This window comes from Pseudomonas sp. TE12234 (genome assembly GCF_054061835.1).
Genome location: NZ_JBSSEP010000002.1, coordinates 546520 through 567003 on the forward strand (window position 1 = coordinate 546520; position 20484 = coordinate 567003).

At 62.1% G+C, this 20484-nt stretch carries 19 protein-coding genes and 1 pseudogene; 9 read left to right on the plus strand and 11 right to left on the minus strand.

Annotation, left to right across the window (positions count from 1 at the left end):
• Window positions 1-104: 104 nt before the first annotated feature.
• Both exaC and ACVWYU_RS06110 read right to left on the minus strand, forming a co-directional pair.
• Window positions 105-1625 carry an acetaldehyde dehydrogenase ExaC gene (exaC, locus tag ACVWYU_RS06105; RefSeq protein WP_247258014.1) on the minus strand — a complete coding sequence of 507 codons (1521 nt, stop codon included), beginning with the start codon at window positions 1623-1625 and terminating at the stop codon, window positions 105-107.
• Between the two features lie 237 nt (window positions 1626-1862).
• Window positions 1863-3638: a PQQ-dependent methanol/ethanol family dehydrogenase gene (locus ACVWYU_RS06110; protein ID WP_090320633.1), complete on the minus strand. Its 1776-nt coding sequence runs from the start codon at window positions 3636-3638 to the stop codon at window positions 1863-1865.
• A 173-nt stretch (window positions 3639-3811) separates the two neighbouring features.
• Between ACVWYU_RS06110 and ACVWYU_RS06115 the strand changes: the two are divergent.
• Window positions 3812-3898: pseudogene (locus ACVWYU_RS06115) on the plus strand (outer membrane lipoprotein carrier protein LolA); the annotation flags it as partial.
• Window positions 3899-3901: 3 nt separating this feature from the next.
• On the opposite strand, the gene ACVWYU_RS06120 reads toward ACVWYU_RS06115, so the two are convergent.
• The 5 genes from ACVWYU_RS06120 to ACVWYU_RS06140 all read right to left on the minus strand — a co-directional run bounded on the left by ACVWYU_RS06120 (window position 3902) and on the right by ACVWYU_RS06140 (window position 7248).
• Complete coding sequence (locus tag ACVWYU_RS06120) at window positions 3902-4840, minus strand: quinoprotein relay system zinc metallohydrolase 1 (protein ID WP_457372221.1); 939 nt, start codon at window positions 4838-4840, stop codon at window positions 3902-3904.
• A gap of 16 nt (window positions 4841-4856) precedes the next feature.
• Window positions 4857-5624, minus strand: a complete 768-nt coding sequence (locus ACVWYU_RS06125; protein ID WP_090320627.1) for a quinoprotein dehydrogenase-associated SoxYZ-like carrier — start codon at window positions 5622-5624, stop codon at window positions 4857-4859.
• 9 nt (window positions 5625-5633) lie between these two features.
• Window positions 5634-6509 carry a substrate-binding periplasmic protein gene (locus ACVWYU_RS06130; protein WP_457372222.1) on the minus strand — a complete coding sequence of 292 codons (876 nt, stop codon included), beginning with the start codon at window positions 6507-6509 and terminating at the stop codon, window positions 5634-5636.
• Window positions 6510-6512: 3 nt separating this feature from the next.
• The gene (gene pedF / locus ACVWYU_RS06135; RefSeq protein ID WP_090320621.1) at window positions 6513-6974 is read right to left on the minus strand and encodes a cytochrome c-550 PedF; all 462 of its coding nucleotides are present in this window, start codon (window positions 6972-6974) and stop codon (window positions 6513-6515) included.
• Between the two features lie 151 nt (window positions 6975-7125).
• Entirely contained in the window at window positions 7126-7248 is a 123-nt protein-coding gene (locus tag ACVWYU_RS06140; protein ID WP_457372223.1) for a hypothetical protein, read from the minus strand.
• A gap of 157 nt (window positions 7249-7405) precedes the next feature.
• Between ACVWYU_RS06140 and ACVWYU_RS06145 the strand changes: the two genes are divergently transcribed.
• The 6 genes from ACVWYU_RS06145 to ACVWYU_RS06170 all read left to right on the plus strand — a co-directional run bounded on the left by ACVWYU_RS06145 (window position 7406) and on the right by ACVWYU_RS06170 (window position 12493).
• Window positions 7406-8590, plus strand: coding sequence for an ABC transporter substrate-binding protein (locus tag ACVWYU_RS06145; RefSeq protein ID WP_457372224.1), 1185 nt, complete (start codon window positions 7406-7408; stop codon window positions 8588-8590).
• Window positions 8591-8621: 31 nt separating this feature from the next.
• A complete protein-coding gene (locus ACVWYU_RS06150) occupies window positions 8622-9581 on the plus strand; it encodes a YVTN family beta-propeller repeat protein (RefSeq protein WP_247258019.1) in 960 nt (319 codons plus the stop codon).
• Complete coding sequence (locus tag ACVWYU_RS06155; RefSeq protein WP_457372225.1) at window positions 9578-10309, plus strand: ABC transporter ATP-binding protein; 732 nt, start codon at window positions 9578-9580, stop codon at window positions 10307-10309. The genes ACVWYU_RS06150 and ACVWYU_RS06155 overlap by 4 nt, the downstream gene beginning before the upstream one ends.
• The gene (locus tag ACVWYU_RS06160) at window positions 10306-11097 is read left to right on the plus strand and encodes an ABC transporter permease (protein WP_457372226.1); all 792 of its coding nucleotides are present in this window, start codon (window positions 10306-10308) and stop codon (window positions 11095-11097) included. The genes ACVWYU_RS06155 and ACVWYU_RS06160 overlap by 4 nt, the downstream gene beginning before the upstream one ends.
• Window positions 11098-11213: 116 nt before the next feature.
• Window positions 11214-11771: a PQQ-dependent catabolism-associated CXXCW motif protein gene (locus ACVWYU_RS06165; protein ID WP_457372227.1), complete on the plus strand. Its 558-nt coding sequence runs from the start codon at window positions 11214-11216 to the stop codon at window positions 11769-11771.
• 56 nt (window positions 11772-11827) lie between these two features.
• Window positions 11828-12493: a response regulator gene (locus tag ACVWYU_RS06170; RefSeq protein ID WP_457372228.1), complete on the plus strand. Its 666-nt coding sequence runs from the start codon at window positions 11828-11830 to the stop codon at window positions 12491-12493.
• Window positions 12494-12580: 87 nt separating this feature from the next.
• Here ACVWYU_RS06170 and nahK read toward each other — a convergent pair whose 3' ends face one another.
• The 3 genes from nahK to ACVWYU_RS06185 form a co-directional block, all read right to left on the minus strand.
• On the minus strand, window positions 12581-15214 hold the full coding sequence (gene nahK, locus ACVWYU_RS06175) for a hybrid sensor histidine kinase/response regulator NahK/ErcS' (RefSeq protein ID WP_457372229.1): 2634 nt from the start codon (window positions 15212-15214) through the stop codon (window positions 12581-12583).
• Window positions 15144-16307 (minus strand): nitric oxide-sensing protein NosP, encoded by a 1164-nt coding sequence (gene nosP / locus ACVWYU_RS06180; RefSeq protein ID WP_390956383.1) that lies wholly within the window; start codon window positions 16305-16307, stop codon window positions 15144-15146. Before nosP ends, nahK begins: the two co-directional genes overlap by 71 nt.
• 182 nt (window positions 16308-16489) lie before the next feature.
• Complete coding sequence (locus tag ACVWYU_RS06185; protein ID WP_247258024.1) at window positions 16490-17296, minus strand: sulfite exporter TauE/SafE family protein; 807 nt, start codon at window positions 17294-17296, stop codon at window positions 16490-16492.
• A 162-nt stretch (window positions 17297-17458) separates the two neighbouring features.
• Between ACVWYU_RS06185 and ACVWYU_RS06190 the strand changes: the two genes are divergently transcribed.
• Entirely contained in the window at window positions 17459-18322 is an 864-nt protein-coding gene (locus tag ACVWYU_RS06190) for an MBL fold metallo-hydrolase (RefSeq protein WP_457372230.1), read from the plus strand.
• Between the two features lie 250 nt (window positions 18323-18572).
• Here ACVWYU_RS06190 and bkdR read toward each other — a convergent pair whose 3' ends face one another.
• Window positions 18573-19061 (minus strand): Bkd operon transcriptional regulator BkdR, encoded by a 489-nt coding sequence (gene bkdR, locus ACVWYU_RS06195; protein WP_008059350.1) that lies wholly within the window; start codon window positions 19059-19061, stop codon window positions 18573-18575.
• A 186-nt stretch (window positions 19062-19247) separates the two neighbouring features.
• Between bkdR and ACVWYU_RS06200 the strand changes: the two genes are divergently transcribed.
• Window positions 19248-20483, plus strand: coding sequence for a 3-methyl-2-oxobutanoate dehydrogenase (2-methylpropanoyl-transferring) subunit alpha (locus ACVWYU_RS06200; protein WP_090320589.1), 1236 nt, complete (start codon window positions 19248-19250; stop codon window positions 20481-20483).
• Window position 20484: the final 1 nt, after the last annotated feature.

Sequence of the window (20484 nt, forward strand, 5' to 3'; positions counted from 1 at the left end):
GCGATGGACGTAAAGACACCGCGTACATACAGACTGAACGCGTCATCGTTGACGTCCATCGCGAGCAGGCTCGCTCCTACAGGTTGGGTGTCGTTAGTGCGAGGTTAGAAGAACCCCAGCGGGTTGATGTCGTAGCTCACCAGCAGGTTTTTGGTCTGCTGATAATGGTCGAGCATCATCTTGTGGTTCTCGCGGCCGACACCGGATTTCTTGTAGCCACCGAACGCGGCATGCGCCGGGTACAGGTGGTAGCAGTTGGTCCAGACACGTCCGGCCTTGATCGCCCGGCCCATGCGATAAGCGCGGTTGATGTCGCGGGTCCAGAGCCCGGCACCGAGGCCGAACTCGGTGTCGTTGGCGATCGCCAGGGCTTCGGCTTCGTCCTTGAAGGTGGTGACGCCCACCACCGGACCGAAGATTTCTTCCTGGAACACGCGCATGTTGTTGGTGCCCTTGAGCAGCGTCGGCTGGATGTAATAGCCGCTGGACAAGTCACCCTCAAGACGCTCGGCCGCGCCACCGGTGAGCAGCTCGGCGCCCTCCTCCTGGGCGATGGTCAGGTACGAGAGGATCTTGTCGTATTGCTGCTCCGACGCCTGGGCGCCGACCATGGTGTCGGTGTCCAGCGGATTGCCGCGCTTGATCTTGACGATTTTCTTCATGACTTCGGCCATGAACGGTTCGTAGATCGACTCCTGCACCAGCGCCCGCGACGGGCAGGTGCACACTTCGCCCTGGTTGAAGAACGCCAGCACCAGCCCTTCGGCGGCTTTTTCGATGAACGCGGGCTCGGCGTTCATGATGTCTTCGAAGAAGATGTTCGGCGACTTGCCGCCCAGTTCCACGGTGCTTGGAATGATGTTTTCCGCAGCGCAATGCATGATGTGCGCGCCGACCGGGGTTGAACCGGTGAAGGCGATCTTGGCGATGCGCTTGCTGGTGGCCAGGGCCTCGCCGGCTTCACGGCCGAAACCCTGGACGATGTTCAGTACGCCAGCCGGCAGCAGGTCGGCGATCAGTTCGGCAAACACCATGATTGACAGCGGCGTCTGTTCGGCCGGTTTGAGCACGATGCAGTTGCCGGCAGCCAGGGCCGGGGCGAGTTTCCAGGCCGCCATCAGCAGCGGGAAGTTCCACGGAATGATTTGCCCGACCACGCCCAGAGGCTCGTGGAAGTGATAGGCGGTGGTCAGCTCGTTGATCTCGGCGGCGCCGCCTTCCTGGGCGCGGATGCAGCCGGCGAAATAACGGAAGTGGTCGGCGGCCAGCGGCACGTCGGCATTGAGGGTTTCACGCACGGCCTTGCCGTTGTCCCAGGTTTCGGTGACGGCGAGGATTTCCAGGTTTTGCTCGATGCGATCGGCAATTTTCAACAGCACCAGGGAGCGATCCTGGGCCGAGGTCTTGCCCCAGGCATCGGCGGCGGCATGGGCCGCGTCGAGGGCCTTGTCGATGTCGGCGGCGCTGGAGCGCGGGAACTCGGCAATCACTTCACCGTTGACCGGCGAGGTATTGGTGAAGTACTCGCCATTGACCGGCGCGACGAACTCGCCGCCAATGAAGTTGCCGTAGCGTGGCTTGAAGGATACGACTGAGCCTGGTGTTCCGGGTTGTGCGTAGATCATGGTGGGCCTCTGTCTGGGTCGGTGCCTGTCGAACCAACAGGCGATGAACCGATACTAGAGAGCCCCGCGCGCCAGACGAATGCGCCGTTGGCAGGGGGACTCTCGTTATTTGGTCGTAGGAGCGAGCCTGCTCGCGAGAAACCTGAGAGCACCGCGGGATTTCAGAAATCCAGCGTTATCGTTGACGGCCATCGCGAGCAGGCTCGCTCCTACAGGGGTTATGCGGTGGTCCTGGCGTCAGTGCTTGGCCACCAGATCCTTCGGCAGCTTGAAGGTCCAGAGCATGCCGCCCTGGTTGAAGTCTTTGACGCGCTTGGCCACCTCGCCGCCCCACAGCGGTACGGCGCCGCCCCAACCCGAAAGAACCGAGACGTACTGTTCGCCGTCCATTTCCCAGGTCACGGGCGAGCCCAGCACGCCGGAACCGGTCTGGAACTCCCAGACCTTCTCGCCGGTCTTGGCATTGAACGCTTGCAGGAATCCTTCCGGGGTCCCGGTGAACACCAGGTTGCCCTTGGTGGTCAGTACCCCGCCCCACAGCGGCGCGTAGTTCTTGTGGCGCCAGACTTCCTTGCCGGTTTTCGGGTCGATCGCCCGCAGCACGCCGATGTAGTCTTCATTCAATGGCTTGATGGTGAAACCGGCGCCGAGGAACGCCGCGCCTTTCTTGTAGGCGATGCCCTCGTTCCAGATGTCCATGCCCCATTCGTTGGACGGCACATAGAACAGCCCGGTGTCGCGGTTGTACGCCATCGGCATCCAGTTTTTCGCGCCGAGGAATGCCGGTGCTACGAACACCGAACTGCCCTTGGCTTCGGTGCCCGGTGCGCCAGGACGACTGGCTTCGTTGTAGATCGGCCGGCCGTCCTTATCGAGCCCGGTGGCCCAGGTGATCTTGTCCACGAACGGAAAACCGCGAATGAATTTACCGTTGGTGCGGTCCAGCACGTAGAAAAAACCGTTACGGTCGGCGGTCGCCGCCGCCTTGATTTCCTTGCCACCCTCGTTGTAGTTGAACGAGATCAGTTCGTTCACGCCGTCAAAGTCCCAACCGTCGTGAGGGGTGCTCTGGAAGTGCCATTTGATGGTGCCGTCGTCCGGGTTGAGCGCCAGGCGCGAGGACGAGTAGAGGTTGTCGCCAGGGCGCAAATGCGAGTTCCACGGCGCCGGGTTGCCGGTGCCGAACAGCAGCAGATTGGTTTCGGGGTCGTAGTAGCCGCCCAGCCAGGGCGCCGCACCACCGGTTTTCCAGAGGTCGCCGGGCCAGGTCTTGCCAGCCTCGCCGCCGGAAATACCGTTCTCCACCGCTTTGCCGTCCTTGTAGACGTAGCCCATGTGGCCTTCCACGGTCGGCCGGGTCCACAGCAGGTCACCGTTTTTCGGGTCATAGGCTTCGATCTTGCCCACCACGCCGAACTCGCCACCGGCCACGCCGGTAATCAGCTTGCCGTTGATCACCAGCGGCGCGGCACTGATCGAGTAGCCTTCCTTGTGGTCGGCGACTTTTTTGCTCCAGACCACCTTGCCGGTGTCCTTGTTCAGCGCCACGAGCTTGGCGTCGAGGGTGCCGAAGATCACCAGGTCGCCATACAACGCCACCCCACGGTTGATCACGTCGCAGCACGGACGGATGTCATCCGGCAGGCGCGCATCGTATTGCCAGAGTTTCTTGCCGGTGCGCGCATCCACGGCGAACACCCGCGAGTAAGAGCCGGTCATGTACATCACGCCGTCCTTGATCATCGGCTGCGCTTGCTGACCGCGCTGCTTTTCACCGCCGAAGGAGAAGGCCCAGACCGGCCGCAACTCCTTGACGTTGCCGACATTGAGAATGTCCAGCGGGCTGTAGCGCTGACCCTGGACGCCCAGGCCGTTGGTGACGATCTGCTCCGGGTTCTTGGGGTCCTGGAGAATGTCCTGGTCGGTGACTCCGGCCAGTGCCTGGCCGGACAACAGCATGGCACTGAGCAACAGGCTCAAGACGAAGGGCTGGCGACGTGCGGGTTGAGTCATGACGGCTACCTCTGCGGTTTTTGTTATTCGCGGGAAATTTTCCCGGTGTGATGCAGATTCTTGGGCGCCGGCGCCCTTGCAACAATGACCCGCTGTGTGGAGTTTTCTAGTTCCTTGGTAGGGGGTTGGGTGTGGATAGGGCGCGCTCCCCTGTAGGCGCGAGCCTGCTCGCGATGGTGGTGAACGATAACGTTGGAAACCTGACACCCCGCGGCGCTCTCAGGTTCATCGCGAGCAGGCTCGCTCCTACAAAGGGGTGTTGATCATTGCTGCGCGGCCGAGTCCACTCGGGTCATTTGCGTGCGTTCGTAGCGCGGGTACAGGTGGCTGACGCTGCGGATCAGCTCATAGCGGCTCAGGTTGATGCCGGCGAAGCGTTCGAGAATGGGACTGCGGATCATCTCGGCCATGTCGATGCCCTGGGCGGCGCCGTCGCGCATCAGCTGGTCAAGCCAGCTCAGGTAATCACGCATTTGCTCGAACGGCTTTGCATCGCTGGCCACCGGCCCGTGGCCGGGCACGACCAGCGTCCAGGGCAACGCTTGCAAGGTGGCAATGTCCGACAGCCACACCGATAGCCCCGGACTGTTGGGCGTGGTCAGCGCCCGTTGATAAAACACCAGATCCCCGGCGAACAGCACGCCGGTTTTCTGGTCGAGAATAGCCAGATCCGCACCCGTATGCCCACCCAGGCTCAGCAGCTGCAGATCGTGGTTCCCAAAACGTTGCATGCCGGCGGTCAGGGTCCGGGTCGGCAACACCACTTCGGTGCCCCGCATCCAGTCGCCCACCAGCCGATACATGTTTTGCGCCATCGCATCACCCTGTTGATGCAACAGCTCGGTGGTGCCGGCCAGCGCACCGATCGGCACATCGGTGAAGGCCTGGTTGCCCAGCACATGGTCCGGGTGATGGTGCGTCAACAGCACTTCGATCACCGGTTTATCCGTGGTGGTGGCAATCGCCCGGCGCATGGCTTCACCGTAACGCTTCGATGGCCCGGTATCGATCACCACCACGCCGCGCTCGGTGACGATGAATGCGGTGTTGACGATATTGCCGCCGTTGGCCGTGGCGAAATTGTCGGTGCTGCCTTCCAGCAGCCAGGTGTCTTCGGCGATCTGCCGGGGTTTGAGTACGTAGTCGAGATCGGCCATGGCCGCCAGGCTCAGGCCCATGAACAACAACAGCATCCAGCGCATGACACACTCCTTGGGGTCAGGGGATCGACGCATCGAATTGATTGCCGCTGTTGTCGCGCAACACCAGGCGCGTCTGCCCTGCCCCTTCAATGTCAAAGGCCAGGTTGGGGTTTTCACTGACGGCGGGAAACAGTTCCAGGCGCGCCAATACGTGATTGTTCGAGTCCCTTAATTCGGCGTGATTGATGAAAAACTCCGGGATGCCGCTGACCATGCCATTGTCCATCGGGTGTGCCACTTGCAGGCGCAAACGGCTGAAATCACCGCGCGGGTAGCGCCCACCCAGCACTTCGCCGATGTGTTCCTCCCAGCCCGGCTGGGTACGCACCACACTGGGCGCGGTACAGCCGCCGCCCGCCGCATCGATCAGGGCCGAACCGACATGCCACAAGCCATCGCGGGTCAGTACCGCCGCGCGCAACGGCGTTGCCTGTTCGACGCGAATACGCACCGACAGCCACGGCAGCACACCACTCAAGGGTTCGAAGTCGACGATTTTCGGCAACGGGTTCAGCTCGGCCCAGGCCAGTATTCTCACCACCTCGCCCTTGAACGCCCGGGCGTCGATTTCCACCGGCACTTGTCGGGCGTCCTCGGCAAACGGCGGGGCCAGCAGCTTGACCCGCTCATCGAACACGAACGGCGCATCGCCGAGCATTTGCTTGTGATAGAACGACCACATGACCGAGGGCACCGGGTCCTTGCCCGGATCGATGTCGGCGGCCTGTGCGGCCTGGCCCAGGCTCAACCAGCAGGCCAACAGACAACTCGCTTGCCAGTTCATCGCCCGCTCCTATTGATACATCTCGGGTACGTCATACCGCAGGCCGTAATGGCCATAGATGGTTTTCACCGAGCCCTCGCGGATCAGGCCTTCCAGTGCCTCTTCCACGGCATAGGCCAGCTGCCGGTTGCTTTCGTGCACGGCCATGCCGATTTCCCAGAGTTGTTTGCCCATGTTCGGATAAGCGTTTTCCGCCAGCGCCACTTGCGGGTCGGCGGCCTCGTGCACCTGCCAGTCGATCTCGCCGCGCATGGCCATCACCGCGTCGACCTCACCGGCCTTCATCGCTGCAAACGCCTGGGGTACGCCCGGGTAATGGTGGGTCTTGACGGCGAGCATGCCGTTGAACACCGAGGTCAGGTAAAACGACGGCACGCTGTCGACCTCGACCCCGATCGGGTGCTGCTCGAACACCGCGACACTGCCGACCTTGTCCAGCCGCCGACGGTCGTACGCCACTTGCCATTGCTCGTTCTGGTAAGGACCGAACATCACCACATGACCGTTTTCCATCTCGCCGAATTCGTTGCGTTTCTGCGCGTAATCGCGGTCGTAAGGCACGCGCATCATCAGGTCGGCCAGTTGCTGCTTGTGCAGCGGGCTGGCACGCCAGATGTAGTCACGCAGGTCGTCGTCGAGCTTTTCTCCGGCCGGCGCCCAGATCAGCTTCAGGCGCACGCCCAGCGCCTTGGCCAGCGCCTCGGCGAGTTCGACGTCGACACCGCGAGGCTGACCGGCGTCTTCGAAACTGTAGGGCGCGAAGTCCTTGTAGACCGCTACCTTCAGTTCCCCGGCGGCGATCATTTCGTCATAGTTGCGGACCTGCGCCTGCACCGACTGGCAGCACAGCCACACAGCGCTGATCAACACCGCGAGCAGGCGCATGGGTTACTCCTCGATGTGGACGCTGTCCAGATAAGTGCGGACCGCCCACAGGGCTTCCTGGCTCAGGTAGTCGGCCATCTTCGGCATGTAGACCCGACCGTCTCGCACCGCCCCGTTGCGCACCCGTTCGACGAACCACTCATCGCCGGCATCGCCGACATCAAGCTTGCGCAAATCCGGTGCGATTCCGCCTGATATGGCTTCCAGACCGTGACAGGCCGCGCAGTTCTGGGTGTAGGCCGACGAGCCGATTTCCAGGGCCTTGTCGTGCTCCGGGGAATTGCGGTACGGGTTCTCGGCGGCCCAGCCATCGCCATCCACCTTCACACCGGCATCCTTGATCGGCGTCAGGCCTTTGGTTTCGACGGCCTGAGGCACCACGTTGCCGTGGGCCCATACGGAACCTGCACTGATAAAGCCGGCCAGCAGTCCGGCAGCGAGCAAGGCGTTGCGTTTTGTTGTCATTGTTATGCCCTCAAGATTGCACGCAAAACCTCTTGGCAGAGGCTATGGCGATCATCTTAGGAACCCCGCCGCGCCGGCCCCATGCTGCTTTGGTGGTCGCGACCTCCTCCCTTGGTCGTAGAGCTTGTGGCGCACTCGCACCTCGGCGGTGCTAGCGACCCGGTGTCAGGGGCAGGACCTGGGGCGCCACGGGACGCGGGGCGTGAAGCCTGTCAACGCCGATCAGGGTAAGAATCAGCAGAAACGGCAAGAGCAGTGCCTTGAGAATAAGCATGGTCAGTCCCATCCAGAATGACGGTCGTTGCTGCCCATGCTAGAACCGCGCCGTTTGCCGCGGGTTACGACCTTGGTACTGCCTCATCGGTACTTTCTGCATATTTCCACGGTTCCACGGCCTTCCTATGCTGGCGCTACCTGTTAAGGAGTGCCCTATGCGCCAGCTTGCCCCTTACGCCTTGTTCTATCTGCTGGCGATTGCCTGCGCTGCCGGCCTGGCGACTCAGAGCCAGGCAGCGGACGCGTCATTGCAGGTGCGGATCGGCTACCTGGGCTATCGCCCCGACCCCGGACCACTGCTGTCGAACGTGATTCCTGAACCGAGCGATGCCGGGTTGCGTGGCGCCGAACTGGCGATCACCGACAGCAACAGCACCGGGCGCTTTCTCAACCACAGCTACAGCCTGGTGAGTGCCAGCGCCGACAATGCGGATGGGTTGATCGAAGCCGCCAAGGCCCAGCACGCAGAAGGCCTGCGGCTGTTTGTGGTGAACGCGCCGGCAGAGACCCTGCGCCGGCTCAGCGCGGTGCTTCCCGACAGTCTGTTGTTCAACGCCGGCAGCCCGGACGACAGCCTGCGCACCACCGATTGCCTGCCGAACGTGCTGCACAGCCTGCCCAGCCGGGCGATGCTCGCCGATGCCCTGGGGCAATTTCTGGTGGTGCGCAAATGGCAGCGGGCGCTGCTGATCGTCGGCCCGACCGCGGACGATCAAGCCTACGCCGCCGCCCTGCGCCGCGCGGCGAAACGCTTCGGCCTGCAACTGGTGGCGGAAAAGGCCTGGAGTTTCGACAACGATCAACGACGCAGCGCCCAGGCCGACATGCCACTGTTCACCCAGACCGCTGAATATGACGTGGTGTTGGTGGCCGATGAACGCGGCGATTTTGGTGAATACGTGCCGTACCAGACCTGGTACCCGCGCCCGGTGGCGGGCACCCAGGGCTTGACCCCGGTGGGCTGGCACAAAACCGTGGAAACCTACGGCGCCGCGCAGTTGCAAAAACGCTTCGAAGCCCTGGCCGGACGCTGGATGAACGACCGTGACTTCGCCGCGTGGATGGCCGTGCGCAGCATCGCCAGTGCCGTGAGCAAACTGCGCCAGACCGAGCCCATGGCGATCCGTGACCTGGAAATCAGCGATCAACTGCCGCTGGACGGCTTCAAGGGCCGCAAGCTCAGTTATCGACCGTGGAACGGCCAGTTGCGGCAACCGATTCCCATCGTCCAGCCCCGGGCACTGGTCAGCACCTCGCCCCAGGACGGCTTTCTGCACCCCTTCAACGAGATGGACAGCCTGGGTTACGACAAGCCCGAGGTCAGCTGCCGCTTTCCCTGAGCACAACAACGACAACAACAAGGAATCTGCCATGCGCCGCACCCTGCTTTCATGCGCCCTGCTGCTCGCCGCCGGGCATGCCACGGCCAGCACCGCCTGGGTCTCCAACGAAAAGGACAACAGCCTGAGCCTGATCGACATGCAGACCCTGCAAGTCACCGACACCCTGCCCGTCGGCCAGCGCCCGCGCGGCCTGCTGCTGTCCCATGACAACAAGCTGCTGTACATCTGCGCCAGCGACTCGGACCGGGTGCAGGTGATGGACGTGGCCACGCGCAAGATCATCAAGGAGTTGCCTTCGGGCAAGGATCCCGAGCAGTTCGCCCTGCACCCCAACAATCGCTGGTTGTATGTGTCCAACGAGGACGATGCGCTGGTCACGGTGATTGACACCGAAACGTCCAAGGTCCTCAGCCAGATCAATGTCGGCGTCGAACCCGAAGGCATGGCCGTCAGCCCCGATGGCAAGTGGGCGGTGAACACCAGCGAAACCACTAACATGCTGCACTGGATCGATACCGGCACCCAGACCCTGACTGACAGCACCCTGGTGGATCAACGCCCGCGTTTCGTCGAGTTCTCGGCGGATGGTTCGCAGCTGTGGGCCTCGGCGGAAATCGGCGGCACCGTGACCATTCTCGATGTGGCCAGCCGCAAGATCCTCAAGACCCTGAACTTCCAGATCAAGGGCGTGCACCCGGACAAGGTCCAGCCGGTGGGCGTCAAGCTCAGCGCCGATGGCAAGTACGGCTTCGTCGCGCTGGGCCCGGCCAACCATGTGGCGGTGATCGATGCCAGGACCTTCGAGATTCTCGACTATCTGCTGGTGGGGCGACGGGTCTGGCAGATGGCGTTTACCCCGGATCAAAAGCAGTTGCTGGCCACCAATGGCGTCAGCGGTGACGTTTCGGTGATTGATGTCGATAGCCTCAAGGTCACCAAATCCGTGAAGGTCGGACGCTATCCCTGGGGCGTGGTGGTGACCCCATGAACGCCCTGGAGGTCGTCGACCTGAGCTTCGCCTACGGTGCCCGAGAGGCCTTGCGCCAAGTGAGTTTCAGTCTGGCGCCGGGGCGCTTCGCGGCGCTGCTGGGGCCCAACGGTGCCGGCAAATCGACCCTGATCGCCTTGCTGACCCGGCTCTATGACGTGCAGCGCGGTGACATCCGCGTCGGTGGCTGCTCGTTGTCGAGGACACCACGGCCAGCGCTCAGGCAGTTGGGCGTGGTGTTTCAACAAAGCACCCTCGACCTGGACCTCAGCGTCGAGCAGAACCTGCGTTATCACGCGGCGCTGCATGGCCTGTCCAGGCGCCAGAGCGCCATCCGGGTCGAGGCGGAACTGGCCCGGCAGGCCCTGACCGAACGCCGGCGCGAACGGGTACGCGAGCTCAATGGCGGCCATCGCCGGCGGGTGGAAATTGCCCGCGCCCTGCTGCATGAACCGCGTCTTCTGCTGCTCGACGAAGCCAGTGTCGGACTCGATCCCGCCAGCCGCCTGGCGCTCAACCAGCACATTCGCAACCTGTGCCGCGAGCAGGGCATCAGCGTGCTCTGGACCACCCACTTGCTCGACGAAGTGCAGCCCAGCGATGACTTGCTGATCCTCCATCAAGGCCAACTGGTCGCCAGCGGGCAGGCCGATGCGCTGAGCCTGGAACACGGCGGCGATCTGGGTTCGGTCTTCAGCCGTCTGACCACATCCGGAGCTGCCCGATGAATGCGTACTGGCAATGTTTCAGCGGTATCGTGCTGCGCGAATGGCTGCGTTTCGTCCTGCAACGCACGCGGTTTCTCAGCGCGCTGGTGCGGCCCCTGTTATGGCTGTTGGTGTTCGCCGCGGGTTTTCGCGCAGCACTTGGCATCGCGATCATCGAGCCCTACGACACCTACATTCCGTATGAGGTGTACATCATTCCCGGCCTGGCCTGCATGATCCTGCTGTTCAACGGCATGCAGGGTTCGCTGTCGATGGTTTACGACCGCGAGATGGGCAGCATGCGCGTGCTGTTGACCAGCCCCCTGCCCCGGACCTTTCTGCTGTGCAGCAAGCTGTTGGCCACGGCGCTGATTTCGTTGTTGCAGGTGTATGCGTTTCTGGCCATTGCCTGGGTCTACGGCGTGCAACCGCCGGCCATGGGCCTGCTGTTGGCCTTGCCGGCGTTGTTGCTGGTGGCGTTGATGCTCAGTGCCCTGGGCCTTTTGCTGTCGAACGCGATCCGCCAGCTGGAGAACTTTGCCGGGGTGATGAATTTCGTGATCTTCCCGCTGTTTTTCCTGTCGTCGGCCCTGTACCCGCTGTGGAAGATGCGCGAGTCCAGTGAGTGGTTGTATTGGTTGTGCGCCCTGAACCCGTTCACCCATGCCGTGGAACTGGTGCGGTTTTCCTTGTATGAACGCTTCAATGCACTGGCGCTGGCGGTGTGCGTGGGGCTGACCCTGCTGTTTTCGCTGCTGGCCGTGCTGACGTTCAACCCGCAACACGCCGCCCTGCGCAAATCCGGCTGACAGCCCCTCTGCAGGACCAAAATTACTACTTTAGTACTGGTTTTCCTGTCTATGGTCGCATTCCAAACGCAGCGCGACTGGCATGTAATGGGCTCATAACGATAAGGACTGAACCCATGCCGCATGCCAGACATCGCCTGCTGCGTCTCTCTCTTGCTGCGTTGTCGCTGAGCCTGTGGCTGGGCAACGCCCACGCTCAAGCCCCGCTGTTTTCCGCAGAGGGCTATCGCATCGACCTGTACCGCAGCCCGACGCCGGACCAGCTGCAGGGCGCGACACTCGTCGACACCCCGGCCCTGCAAAGCCTGCTTGAACAATCCCCGCGCCCGCTGCTGATCGACGTCTACCGCCGGCAATGGCTGCAAGGCCGCTTCATCGAAGACACGCCCCATGAAAACCTGCCCGGCAGCCATTGGCTGGCCAACACCGGTGACGGTGAGCTGACGCCACAGTGGCAGGACTATTTCGCTGACAACCTGAAAAAACTGACCGCCGGTGACCCGACGCAACCGCTGGTCTTTTACTGCCGCTCCGACTGTTGGTTGAGCTGGAACGCGGTCAAACGCGCGGCCACCCTGGGCTATAAGACACTGTATTGGTACCGTGACGGAGTGGACGCCTGGCAGGCGGCCAACCTGCCGGTGACGCCGGCCCGGCCCGAACCCTTTCCCTGAGCTTTACGCGTGCGTGTTGTTGCCACACCATAATCAAAATAATGAGGTGAAAGGCTATGTACAAAATTCTGATTGCCGATGATCACCCGCTGTTTCGCGAAGCCATCCACAACGTCATCAGCGACGGCTTTGCCGGCAGCGAAGTGATGGAAACCGCCGACCTGGACAGCGCCCTGGCCCTGACCCGGGAACACGATGACCTGGACCTGATCCTGCTCGACCTGAACATGCCCGGCATGCACGGGCTCAATGGCTTGATCAACCTGCGCAACGAAGCGCCGACCATTCCGGTGGTGATCGTGTCTGCCGAGCAAGACAAGCAAATCGTCCTGCAGGCCATCACTTACGGCGCCGTGGGGTTCATCACCAAATCCTCGCCCCGCAGCCAGATGACCGACGCGATCCAACAGATTCTCAACGGCGATGTCTACTTGCCCCCGGACATTATCCGCTCGGCCAGAGCCGGCACCCACCGGCGGATGAACGACACCCCAAGCTTCCCGCCGGAGCTGCTCCAGGCCCTGACCCGCAAGCAATTGCAGGTACTGGAACGCATGACCAAGGGCGAGTCCAACAAACAGATCGCCTACACCCTGGAAATCGCCGAAACCACGGTCAAGGCCCACGTCTCGGCGATCCTGCGCAAGCTCAACGTGCACAACCGGGTGCAGGCAATCCTGAGTGCCGGGGACATTGATTTCGGGTCGTATTTGCGGCGGTGAGTCTGCCTGAAGACCGCATCGCGGCTATCGTCGGAACGCCGCCCGGAGCAGGCTCGCGCCTACAGGGGGGCACCCACACCGGGGAAATCAAGGCCGAGCAAGCAAATGGCTCATGGCTGTCTTGAGCTTCATCGGCCGTACCGGCTTGTGCATCAGGGTGTGCCCCAGTTCGCGGATCTGCTGCTTGAGCTCGTTGCTGTAGTTGGCGGTGATCATCATCGCCGGGATCGGTTTGCCGCGCCGGGCATTGATCCGGGCCACGGCGTCCACACCGTTCTGCTCGTTGTCCAGGTGATAGTCGGCGATCAGCAAGTCCGCGTCGGCGTGGTAGTTGTCCACTTGCCGTGCCAGGTCTTCTTCCGACAGCGCCGTGACCACCCGGCAACCCCAGCCTTCCAGCAGCGTGCGCATGCCGGCGCAGATGGTCGCATCGTTGTCCAGCACCCAGACCCGTGCCCCGCGCAGCCGTTCGAGCATCGGCTCGCTCATCGGCAAACCGGGGGCAGCTTGCGGTGCGGTGGCGCTCAATGGCACTTCGACGCAGAACATCGAGCCCTTGCCCGGCCATGAGCGCACCTGGACCCTATGCCCGAGAATGCCGGCGATTTTTTCGACGATCGCCAGGCCCAGCCCGAGGCCGCGATCCTGATCCGGGCGTTGCACATCGCCACGCTTGAACTCCTGGAAAATCTCCTCCAGACGATTTTCGGCAATGCCCATGCCGCTGTCCCAGACCTGAATCGACAGGCGCTGGTGATGGCGCCTGCAACCCAGTACCACGCGACCGCTGTAGGTGTAGCGAATGGCATTGCTCAGCAGGTTGCGCAGAATGCGCGCCAACAACTGGATATCGCTGCGCACCAGTGCCGAACAGGCGATGAAATGCAGCTCCAGACCTTCGCTGCGGGCGACCTGGGTGTATTCCGCCGCCAGGGTCTCCAACAGCTCGCTCAGGGCGAACGGCGCGATGTCAGCCTTGATCACCCCGGCATCGAGTTTGGAAATATCCACCAGCGTGCCCAACAGGTTTTCCACGTCTTCCAGGGAGTTGCTGACATTGCGCACCAGCACCTCGTTGCTGACCGCTTCCCGACGTTCCAGCAAGGCGCTGGTGAACAACCGCGCCGCGTTCAAGGGTTGCAGCAGGTCATGACTGACGGCCGCGAGAAACTTGGTCTTCGACAGATTGGCTTGCTCGGCCTCCTGCTTGGCCTCGCGCAAGCGTGATTCGACCCGGCGACGCTCCTCGATCTCGCGCAGCAACTGGTCGTTGAGGGTGGTCAGTTCGGCGGTGCGTTCGCGCACCCGCAGCTCCAGATTCTGATAGGCCTGGTGCAACGCCTCGGCGGTGCGACGGCGTTCGGTGATGTCGCGGATCAATACGAAAATCCCCACCACCTCACCGCTGGCCAGCCGATTGGGCACGTAGGAACGCAACATGTAGCGTTCCTGGTTATTGACGTTGGTTTCGGCGACCTCGAAGGTCACGCTCTCGCCCGCCAACGCCCTGGCCACGTAGGACTCCAGGCGCTGGTAATGTTGCTCGCTGTGCACTTCGCGCAAGCGTTGGCCGAGCATCACGCCCCGTGGCCAGCAGTACCACTCCTCGTAGACCTTGTTGGTGAATTCGTAGACCAGATCGGCATTCAGATAGGCGATCAATGCCGGCACATGGTCGGTGATCAGGCGAATCCAGCGCTCGCTTTCGCTCAGGGCTTCGGCGTGCTGGTAGCGTTCGGTGATGTCGGTGAAGGTGTTGACGAATCCGCCCATGGGCAGCGGATGGGTGCGAATTTCCAGGACCCGGCCATCGTAAAGGCGTTGCTCGCATTCCTGCATGGGCCGCCCGTTGGCGTCGCGGCTGGCCGGGGTCAGCAGGGTCAATTCGCTGTCGGCGATCACTTCGGCAAACGGTCTATGCGCCGCTACCGGTGCCAGGCCACTGAGTTCGAGAAACCGGCGATTCCACAGTTCCAGGATGCCGTCGGCGTTGACCATCGCCACCCCTTGGGAAAGGTTGTCCACCGCCCGTTGCAACAGATGCGACTTCTGCGCCACTGCTTGCTCGCGGCGCACGGTTTCACTGAGTTTGACGTCGGTGATGTCGGTGAACAGGATCACCCGCCCGCCTTCCTGGGTCGGCCGCTCGCTGACTTGCAACCAGCGACCATCCTGCAGGCGATACAACAGGTTTTCGTCGGCATGCCCGCGCGGCTCTTCGCTGAACAGGCCGTTGTTCATCATCAGGCGCTTGACCTCCGTCAGGCGCATACCGGCGTTGATCCGTACCCGGCTGTTGCTCCAGAAGGCCTTGAAGCGACTGTTGAACAGGACGATGCATTGCTGGGCATCGAACAGCACGAAGGCGTCGGAGATGCTCTCGATCGCGTCGATAAGGTGTCGATGAGCCGTTTCCGCGCGCAAGCGTGCTTCGCTGAGCAAATGGTTGCCCGCCTTGAGTTCGGCCATGGCCTGATTCAATGCGTCGGTGCGTTCCCGCACCTGCTCGGCCAGCACCACCGAATGCTGGAACGCGGCGTAGGGATCATTGCCCCGGGTGATGCCAGACTCGATGCGTTCAATCAACGCGGCGTTGATGCGTTGCAGTTTCTGGTTGTCGTGTTGCAGGCCGGCGATCTGCGCCCGTAGCTCAGCGCAGTCCGAGGGAACGCCCTCGGGCAATGGCGACCCCGGTGAACGTTTGGTTGATGTGCATGCCATTGAACTGTTCTCCGTAGGTGTTGAACCCCATCACCCGCTGCTCGCGCAAAAAGGCGCCGATCCGTTCCAGGCTACCGTCGTCCTCCAGCTCCAGGCGGCGCAGAAAACAGTCGCAGCCAATGGTCAGCAGCAAATCGCCGAGGCGTTCCTGCAAGCCGTCGAACAGGCTCTGCAGGTTCGGCAGCATTGGGCCGGGGGTCATGGCGGTGAGGACGATGCCGTTCTCAACGGCGCAATAGAAACTCAGGCTCAAATCGGCATGAACCTGCTGAATGGCGCGCACGTAATACTGCTCGTTGATCCGCACCGCCAAGGGATGCGCGGCGAAGATGCGGTGATCGAGTTCGGCCACTGGCACCCCGATGTGTCGAGCGTACTCGGCGGCGGCCGGCTCGGCATTGAGTTCGAAGACCCGCCGCGAAGCGCTGTCGGCCCCGGTGACCACCAGTTTTTCCGCCCGGGGCAGGATGTGATGGGTGGTGAACACTTCGAAGTCCAGCCAGGTATTGACCAGCACCACCACCGCCGCGCCGCTGTGAAATTCGCCGTCGAAGTAGACATGGGTGTGGGTCAGGTAGTTGTCGTCGCCGGCCGAACCGCCGAAATGCGGAATGTCGCCCAGCGCGGCGCTCAAGGCCGCCAGGACCATTTCTTCTCGGCTGGACAGGCCGTCGAGCAAGGTCAGGGCAAAGCTGTTGCCCTTGATCGGTGCCAGGGTGTTGCTGCGACAGCCGCCGACCAGGCGTTCGACCATTTGCTGGGCGTCGATCAGGCTGAAGCGTTCCATTTCGTCGATCAGTTCGAGGGCGATGGAGAAGTGCCGGTGATCGAAACCGACCGCCGTCACGCAATTGCGCCCATACCCCAGGGGAGTGATTTCACCGGCGCTGGTGCAGCCCGCCAAACGAATGCCGCCGAAGCTTTGTTCCAGGGCCTGCCCCAGCGCCTGCAAATCGTACTCGGCGGAACAGAAGAACAGCACGAAGCCCAGGTGCGGGTGCAACAACTGCCGCGCCAGCTCCTGCGCCACTTGCAGGGCATCGGTGGCCTGGGACATCGCGCTGACGATACCTTCGTTCTGGACCTCCTGCATCGTCGCCCCCCCCGCAGGTGCGTGTGTATGAGGTACGAGTGTACGAAGCCAGCGGGAAGCGACCTATGCTACTTGGGTAGCGGGTAGTCGCTTCAATGGGATGAGAGGGAGACGGAGCGGGCCGTGACGCGCACAGTCATCAGGCTCGGGAACGCTTCTTCGCTGCACGCCGCAGGCCCCGGCTAGATGGCCGCCTTCAAAAGCATGTAGGCCGCGACCACCAGGCAGATGCTGGCAAAACCCACCTGCAATGCCCGGGCGGGCACCCGTGCGCTGAGTTTTCGGCCGATGATCATGCCGACGATGCTTGAGGCAATGAACGCATAGCCCAGACCATCGATACGAACCCCGGCATGCAAGGCGCCGATCACGCCGATGGCCGAGATCAGGCTGATCACCATCAAAGAGGTGGCGATGATTCCGCGCATCTGCACATCGGTCAGTTGCTTGAAGGCCGGGACAATCAGGAATCCGCCCCCCACGCCCAACAGACCCGAGACCACACCGGTCACTGCGCCGAGGGCCGCGAGGGTCGCGGTGCACTTGGCGGTCCAGGAAAACCGCCCGGTGTGCTGGTCGAGCATGCAGTTTTTCTGGCCCCAGTTGGCGTGACCGTGATCGCTCGGGCCCTCTTCCTGGCGCTCACGACGCAACATCCGTCCGGCCACCATGACCATCAGCAGGCTGAACAGGATCATCAGGATTTTTTCCGGCATCTGATGGGCGAAATAGATCCCGACCGGCGAAAAGACCGCCCCCAGCAGGGCAATCAGCAGGGCCGCGCGGTAACGCACCAGGCCATGGCGCAAACCATCTAGCGCCCCGACCGCTGCCGCGCTGCCCACCGCAAACAGCGCGACGGGCGCGGCCTGGGTCATGCTCCAGCCCAGCCCCAGTACCAGCGCGGGAACCGCAAGAATCCCGCCGCCGGCACCGGTCAAGCCGAGCACCAATCCCATCACCACCCCAAAAAAACTCGCCAGCCCCATAAAACGCTCATGATCCACGGAAAAAGCCGGGAACGCCCGGTATCGATTGAGTGACAGGATAGAGCCCGCACGGCTTTTTTACCGCATGGATTCGACTCGGGGCTGGTCAACCCGGTGAGAATGAAACTACCCTCAATGCTCTACCAAACAGAAACCGCCCCCATGCCCGCCTTGATTGAAGCCTTCCTCGACCCTGCCTCGTCGACCTACAGTTACGTGATCTACGAAGCCGATGGCAGCCAGTGCGCAATCGTCGACCCGGTGCTCGACTACGACCCGGCCGCCGGGCGCACCGCCACCACCCAGGCCGACCGGATCATCGCTTTCGTTCGCCAACATCAGTTGCAGGTGCAATGGCTGCTGGAAACCCACGCCCATGCCGACCACCTGTCGGCCGCGCCCTATTTGCGTCGGGAACTGGGCGGCAAGATTGCCATCGGCGCGTCAATCAGCAAGGTCCAGAACGTGTTCAAGGCACTGTTCAATCTTGAACCGGAGTTCTGCGTGGACGGTTCGCAGTTCGACCATCTGTTCGCCCCGGACGAGTCCTTCAGCATCGGCAACCTCAAGGCCACCGCGCTGCATGTCCCAGGGCACACCCCGGCGGACATGGCCTATCTCATCGACGGCGAGCAGATTCTGGTGGGCGATACGCTGTTCATGCCGGACGTGGGCACCGCCCGTTGCGACTTCCCCGGCGGCAACGCTCATCATCTGTACGCTTCGATCCAGAAACTGCTGGCCTTCCCGGCCGATGTGAAACTTTACGTCTGCCACGACTACCCGCCCGAAGGTCGGCAAGCGCAATGCCAGACCACCGTCGGCGAACAACGAAAAAGCAATATCCATGTGCATGACGGCATCGACGAAGGCACCTTCGTCGCCATGCGCACCCACCGCGACGCCGGGTTGGGGATGCCGACGCTGTTGCTGCCGGCGATCCAGGTGAATGTGCGGGCGGGGAACATGCCGCCGGCAGAAGACAATGGCGTGGTCTACCTGAAAATCCCGCTGAATAAACTCTGACTGCAGGTGAATGGCTTTTCGGCGATGGCGGTGTGTCAGGCGACGTTGATGTTGACTGTGCAGACGCCATCGCGGGCAAGCCACGCTCCCACAGGGGTTGTGGGTGTCTGCGGAATCTTAGGGCGACCAAAAACACTGTAGGAGCGAGCCTGCTCGCGATGGACGTAAGAGCACCGCGTTCATCCAGGTAGCCAGTGTTATCGTTCACGCCCATCGCGAGCAGGCTCGCTCCTGCGTGGTTTTCGGTTGTTCAGGTGCCAAGGGTCAACCCGTTCGCCGGCAACGGCAGCGCGGTCTTGTAGCGCACCTGCTTGAGCGCAAAGCTCGAACGGATATTCGCCACCCCCGGCACTTTGGTCAGAAAGTCCATCATGAAGCGCTCCAGCGACTGGATAGTCGGTACCAGAACGCGGATCAGATAATCCGGGTCGCCCGCCATCAGGTAGCACTCCATGACTTCCGGGCGATCGGAAATCGCCTCTTCGAAATGCTGCAACGCCTCCTCCACCTGTTTTTCCAGGCTGACATGGATGAACACGTTCACGTGCAGCCCCAGCAGGTCGGCATCTAGCAGAGTCACTTGCTCGCGAATCAGACCCAGTTCCTCCATCGCCTTGACCCGGTTGAAACAGGGGGTCGGCGAGAGGTTCACCGAGCGTGCGAGGTCGGCATTGGTGATCCGTGCGTTCTCCTGAAGGCTGTTGAGAATGCCGATATCGGTACGGTCCAGTTTGCGCATGAGACAAAACCACCTGTTTTTTATGTTTATGCAGATTTTTTATCTGTAAATGATCTTGAGCGCAACGAAACAGAGAGAAATATTCTTCTTGGCCGGGCCTATGATGTTTGTAGGACAAGATTTCTTCTACAAGAACGAAATCTGTCAGCTCACTACAAGAAATTCACAAGATCGAGCGTAGAAGCCATGAACCAAGCGTACGAACCGCTGCGCCTGCACGTTCCCGAACCTTCGGGCCGTCCCGGCTGCAAAACCGACTTCTCCTACCTGCGTCTGACCGACGCCGGCACGGTGCGCAAACCCTCCATTGACGTTGAACCCGCCGATACCGCCGATCTGGCCAAGGGCCTGATTCGCGTGCTCGACGACCAAGGCAATGCCCTCGGCCCATGGGCTGAAGGCGTGCCGGTCGAGATCCTGCGCAAAGGCATGCGCGCCATGCTCAAGACGCGGATCTATGACAACCGCATGGTGGTCGCCCAGCGCCAGAAGAAAATGTCGTTCTACATGCAGAGCCTCGGCGAAGAAGCCATCGGCAGCGGCCAGGCCCTGGCGTTGAACATCGACGACATGTGCTTCCCGACCTACCGTCAGCAAAGCATCCTGATGGCCCGCGAAGTGCCGCTGGTGGGCCTGATCTGCCAACTGCTGTCCAACGAACGCGATCCGCTCAAGGGCCGTCAGTTGCCGATCATGTACTCGGTCAAGGACGCGGGTTTTTTCACCATCTCCGGCAACCTCGCCACCCAGTTCGTGCAAGCAGTGGGCTGGGGCATGGCCTCGGCGATCAAGGGCGATACCAAAATCGCCTCGGCGTGGATCGGCGACGGCGCCACCGCCGAATCGGACTTCCACACTGCCCTGACCTTCGCCCATGTGTACCGCGCGCCGGTGATTCTCAACGTGGTCAACAACCAGTGGGCGATCTCCACCTTCCAGGCCATCGCCGGTGGCGAAGCGACCACCTTCGCCGGTCGTGGCGTGGGTTGCGGCATCGCCTCGCTGCGGGTCGATGGCAACGATTTCTATGCGGTCTACGCCGCTTCTGCCTGGGCTGCCGAACGCGCCCGCCGCAACCTCGGCCCGACCATGATCGAATGGGTCACCTACCGTGCCGGCCCGCACTCGACCTCCGACGATCCGTCCAAATACCGCCCTGCCGACGACTGGAGCCACTTCCCGTTGGGCGACCCGATCGCGCGCCTCAAGCAACACCTGATCAAGGTCGGCCACTGGTCCGAAGAGGAACACGCCGCGGTCAGCGCCGAACTGGAAGCCGAAGTGATCGCCGCGCAGAAGGAAGCCGAACAGTACGGCACCCTCGCCGGTGGCCAGATTCCGAGCGCCGCGACCATGTTCGAAGACGTCTACAAAGAGATGCCGGAGCACTTGAAGCGCCAGCGTCAGCAACTGGGGATCTGAC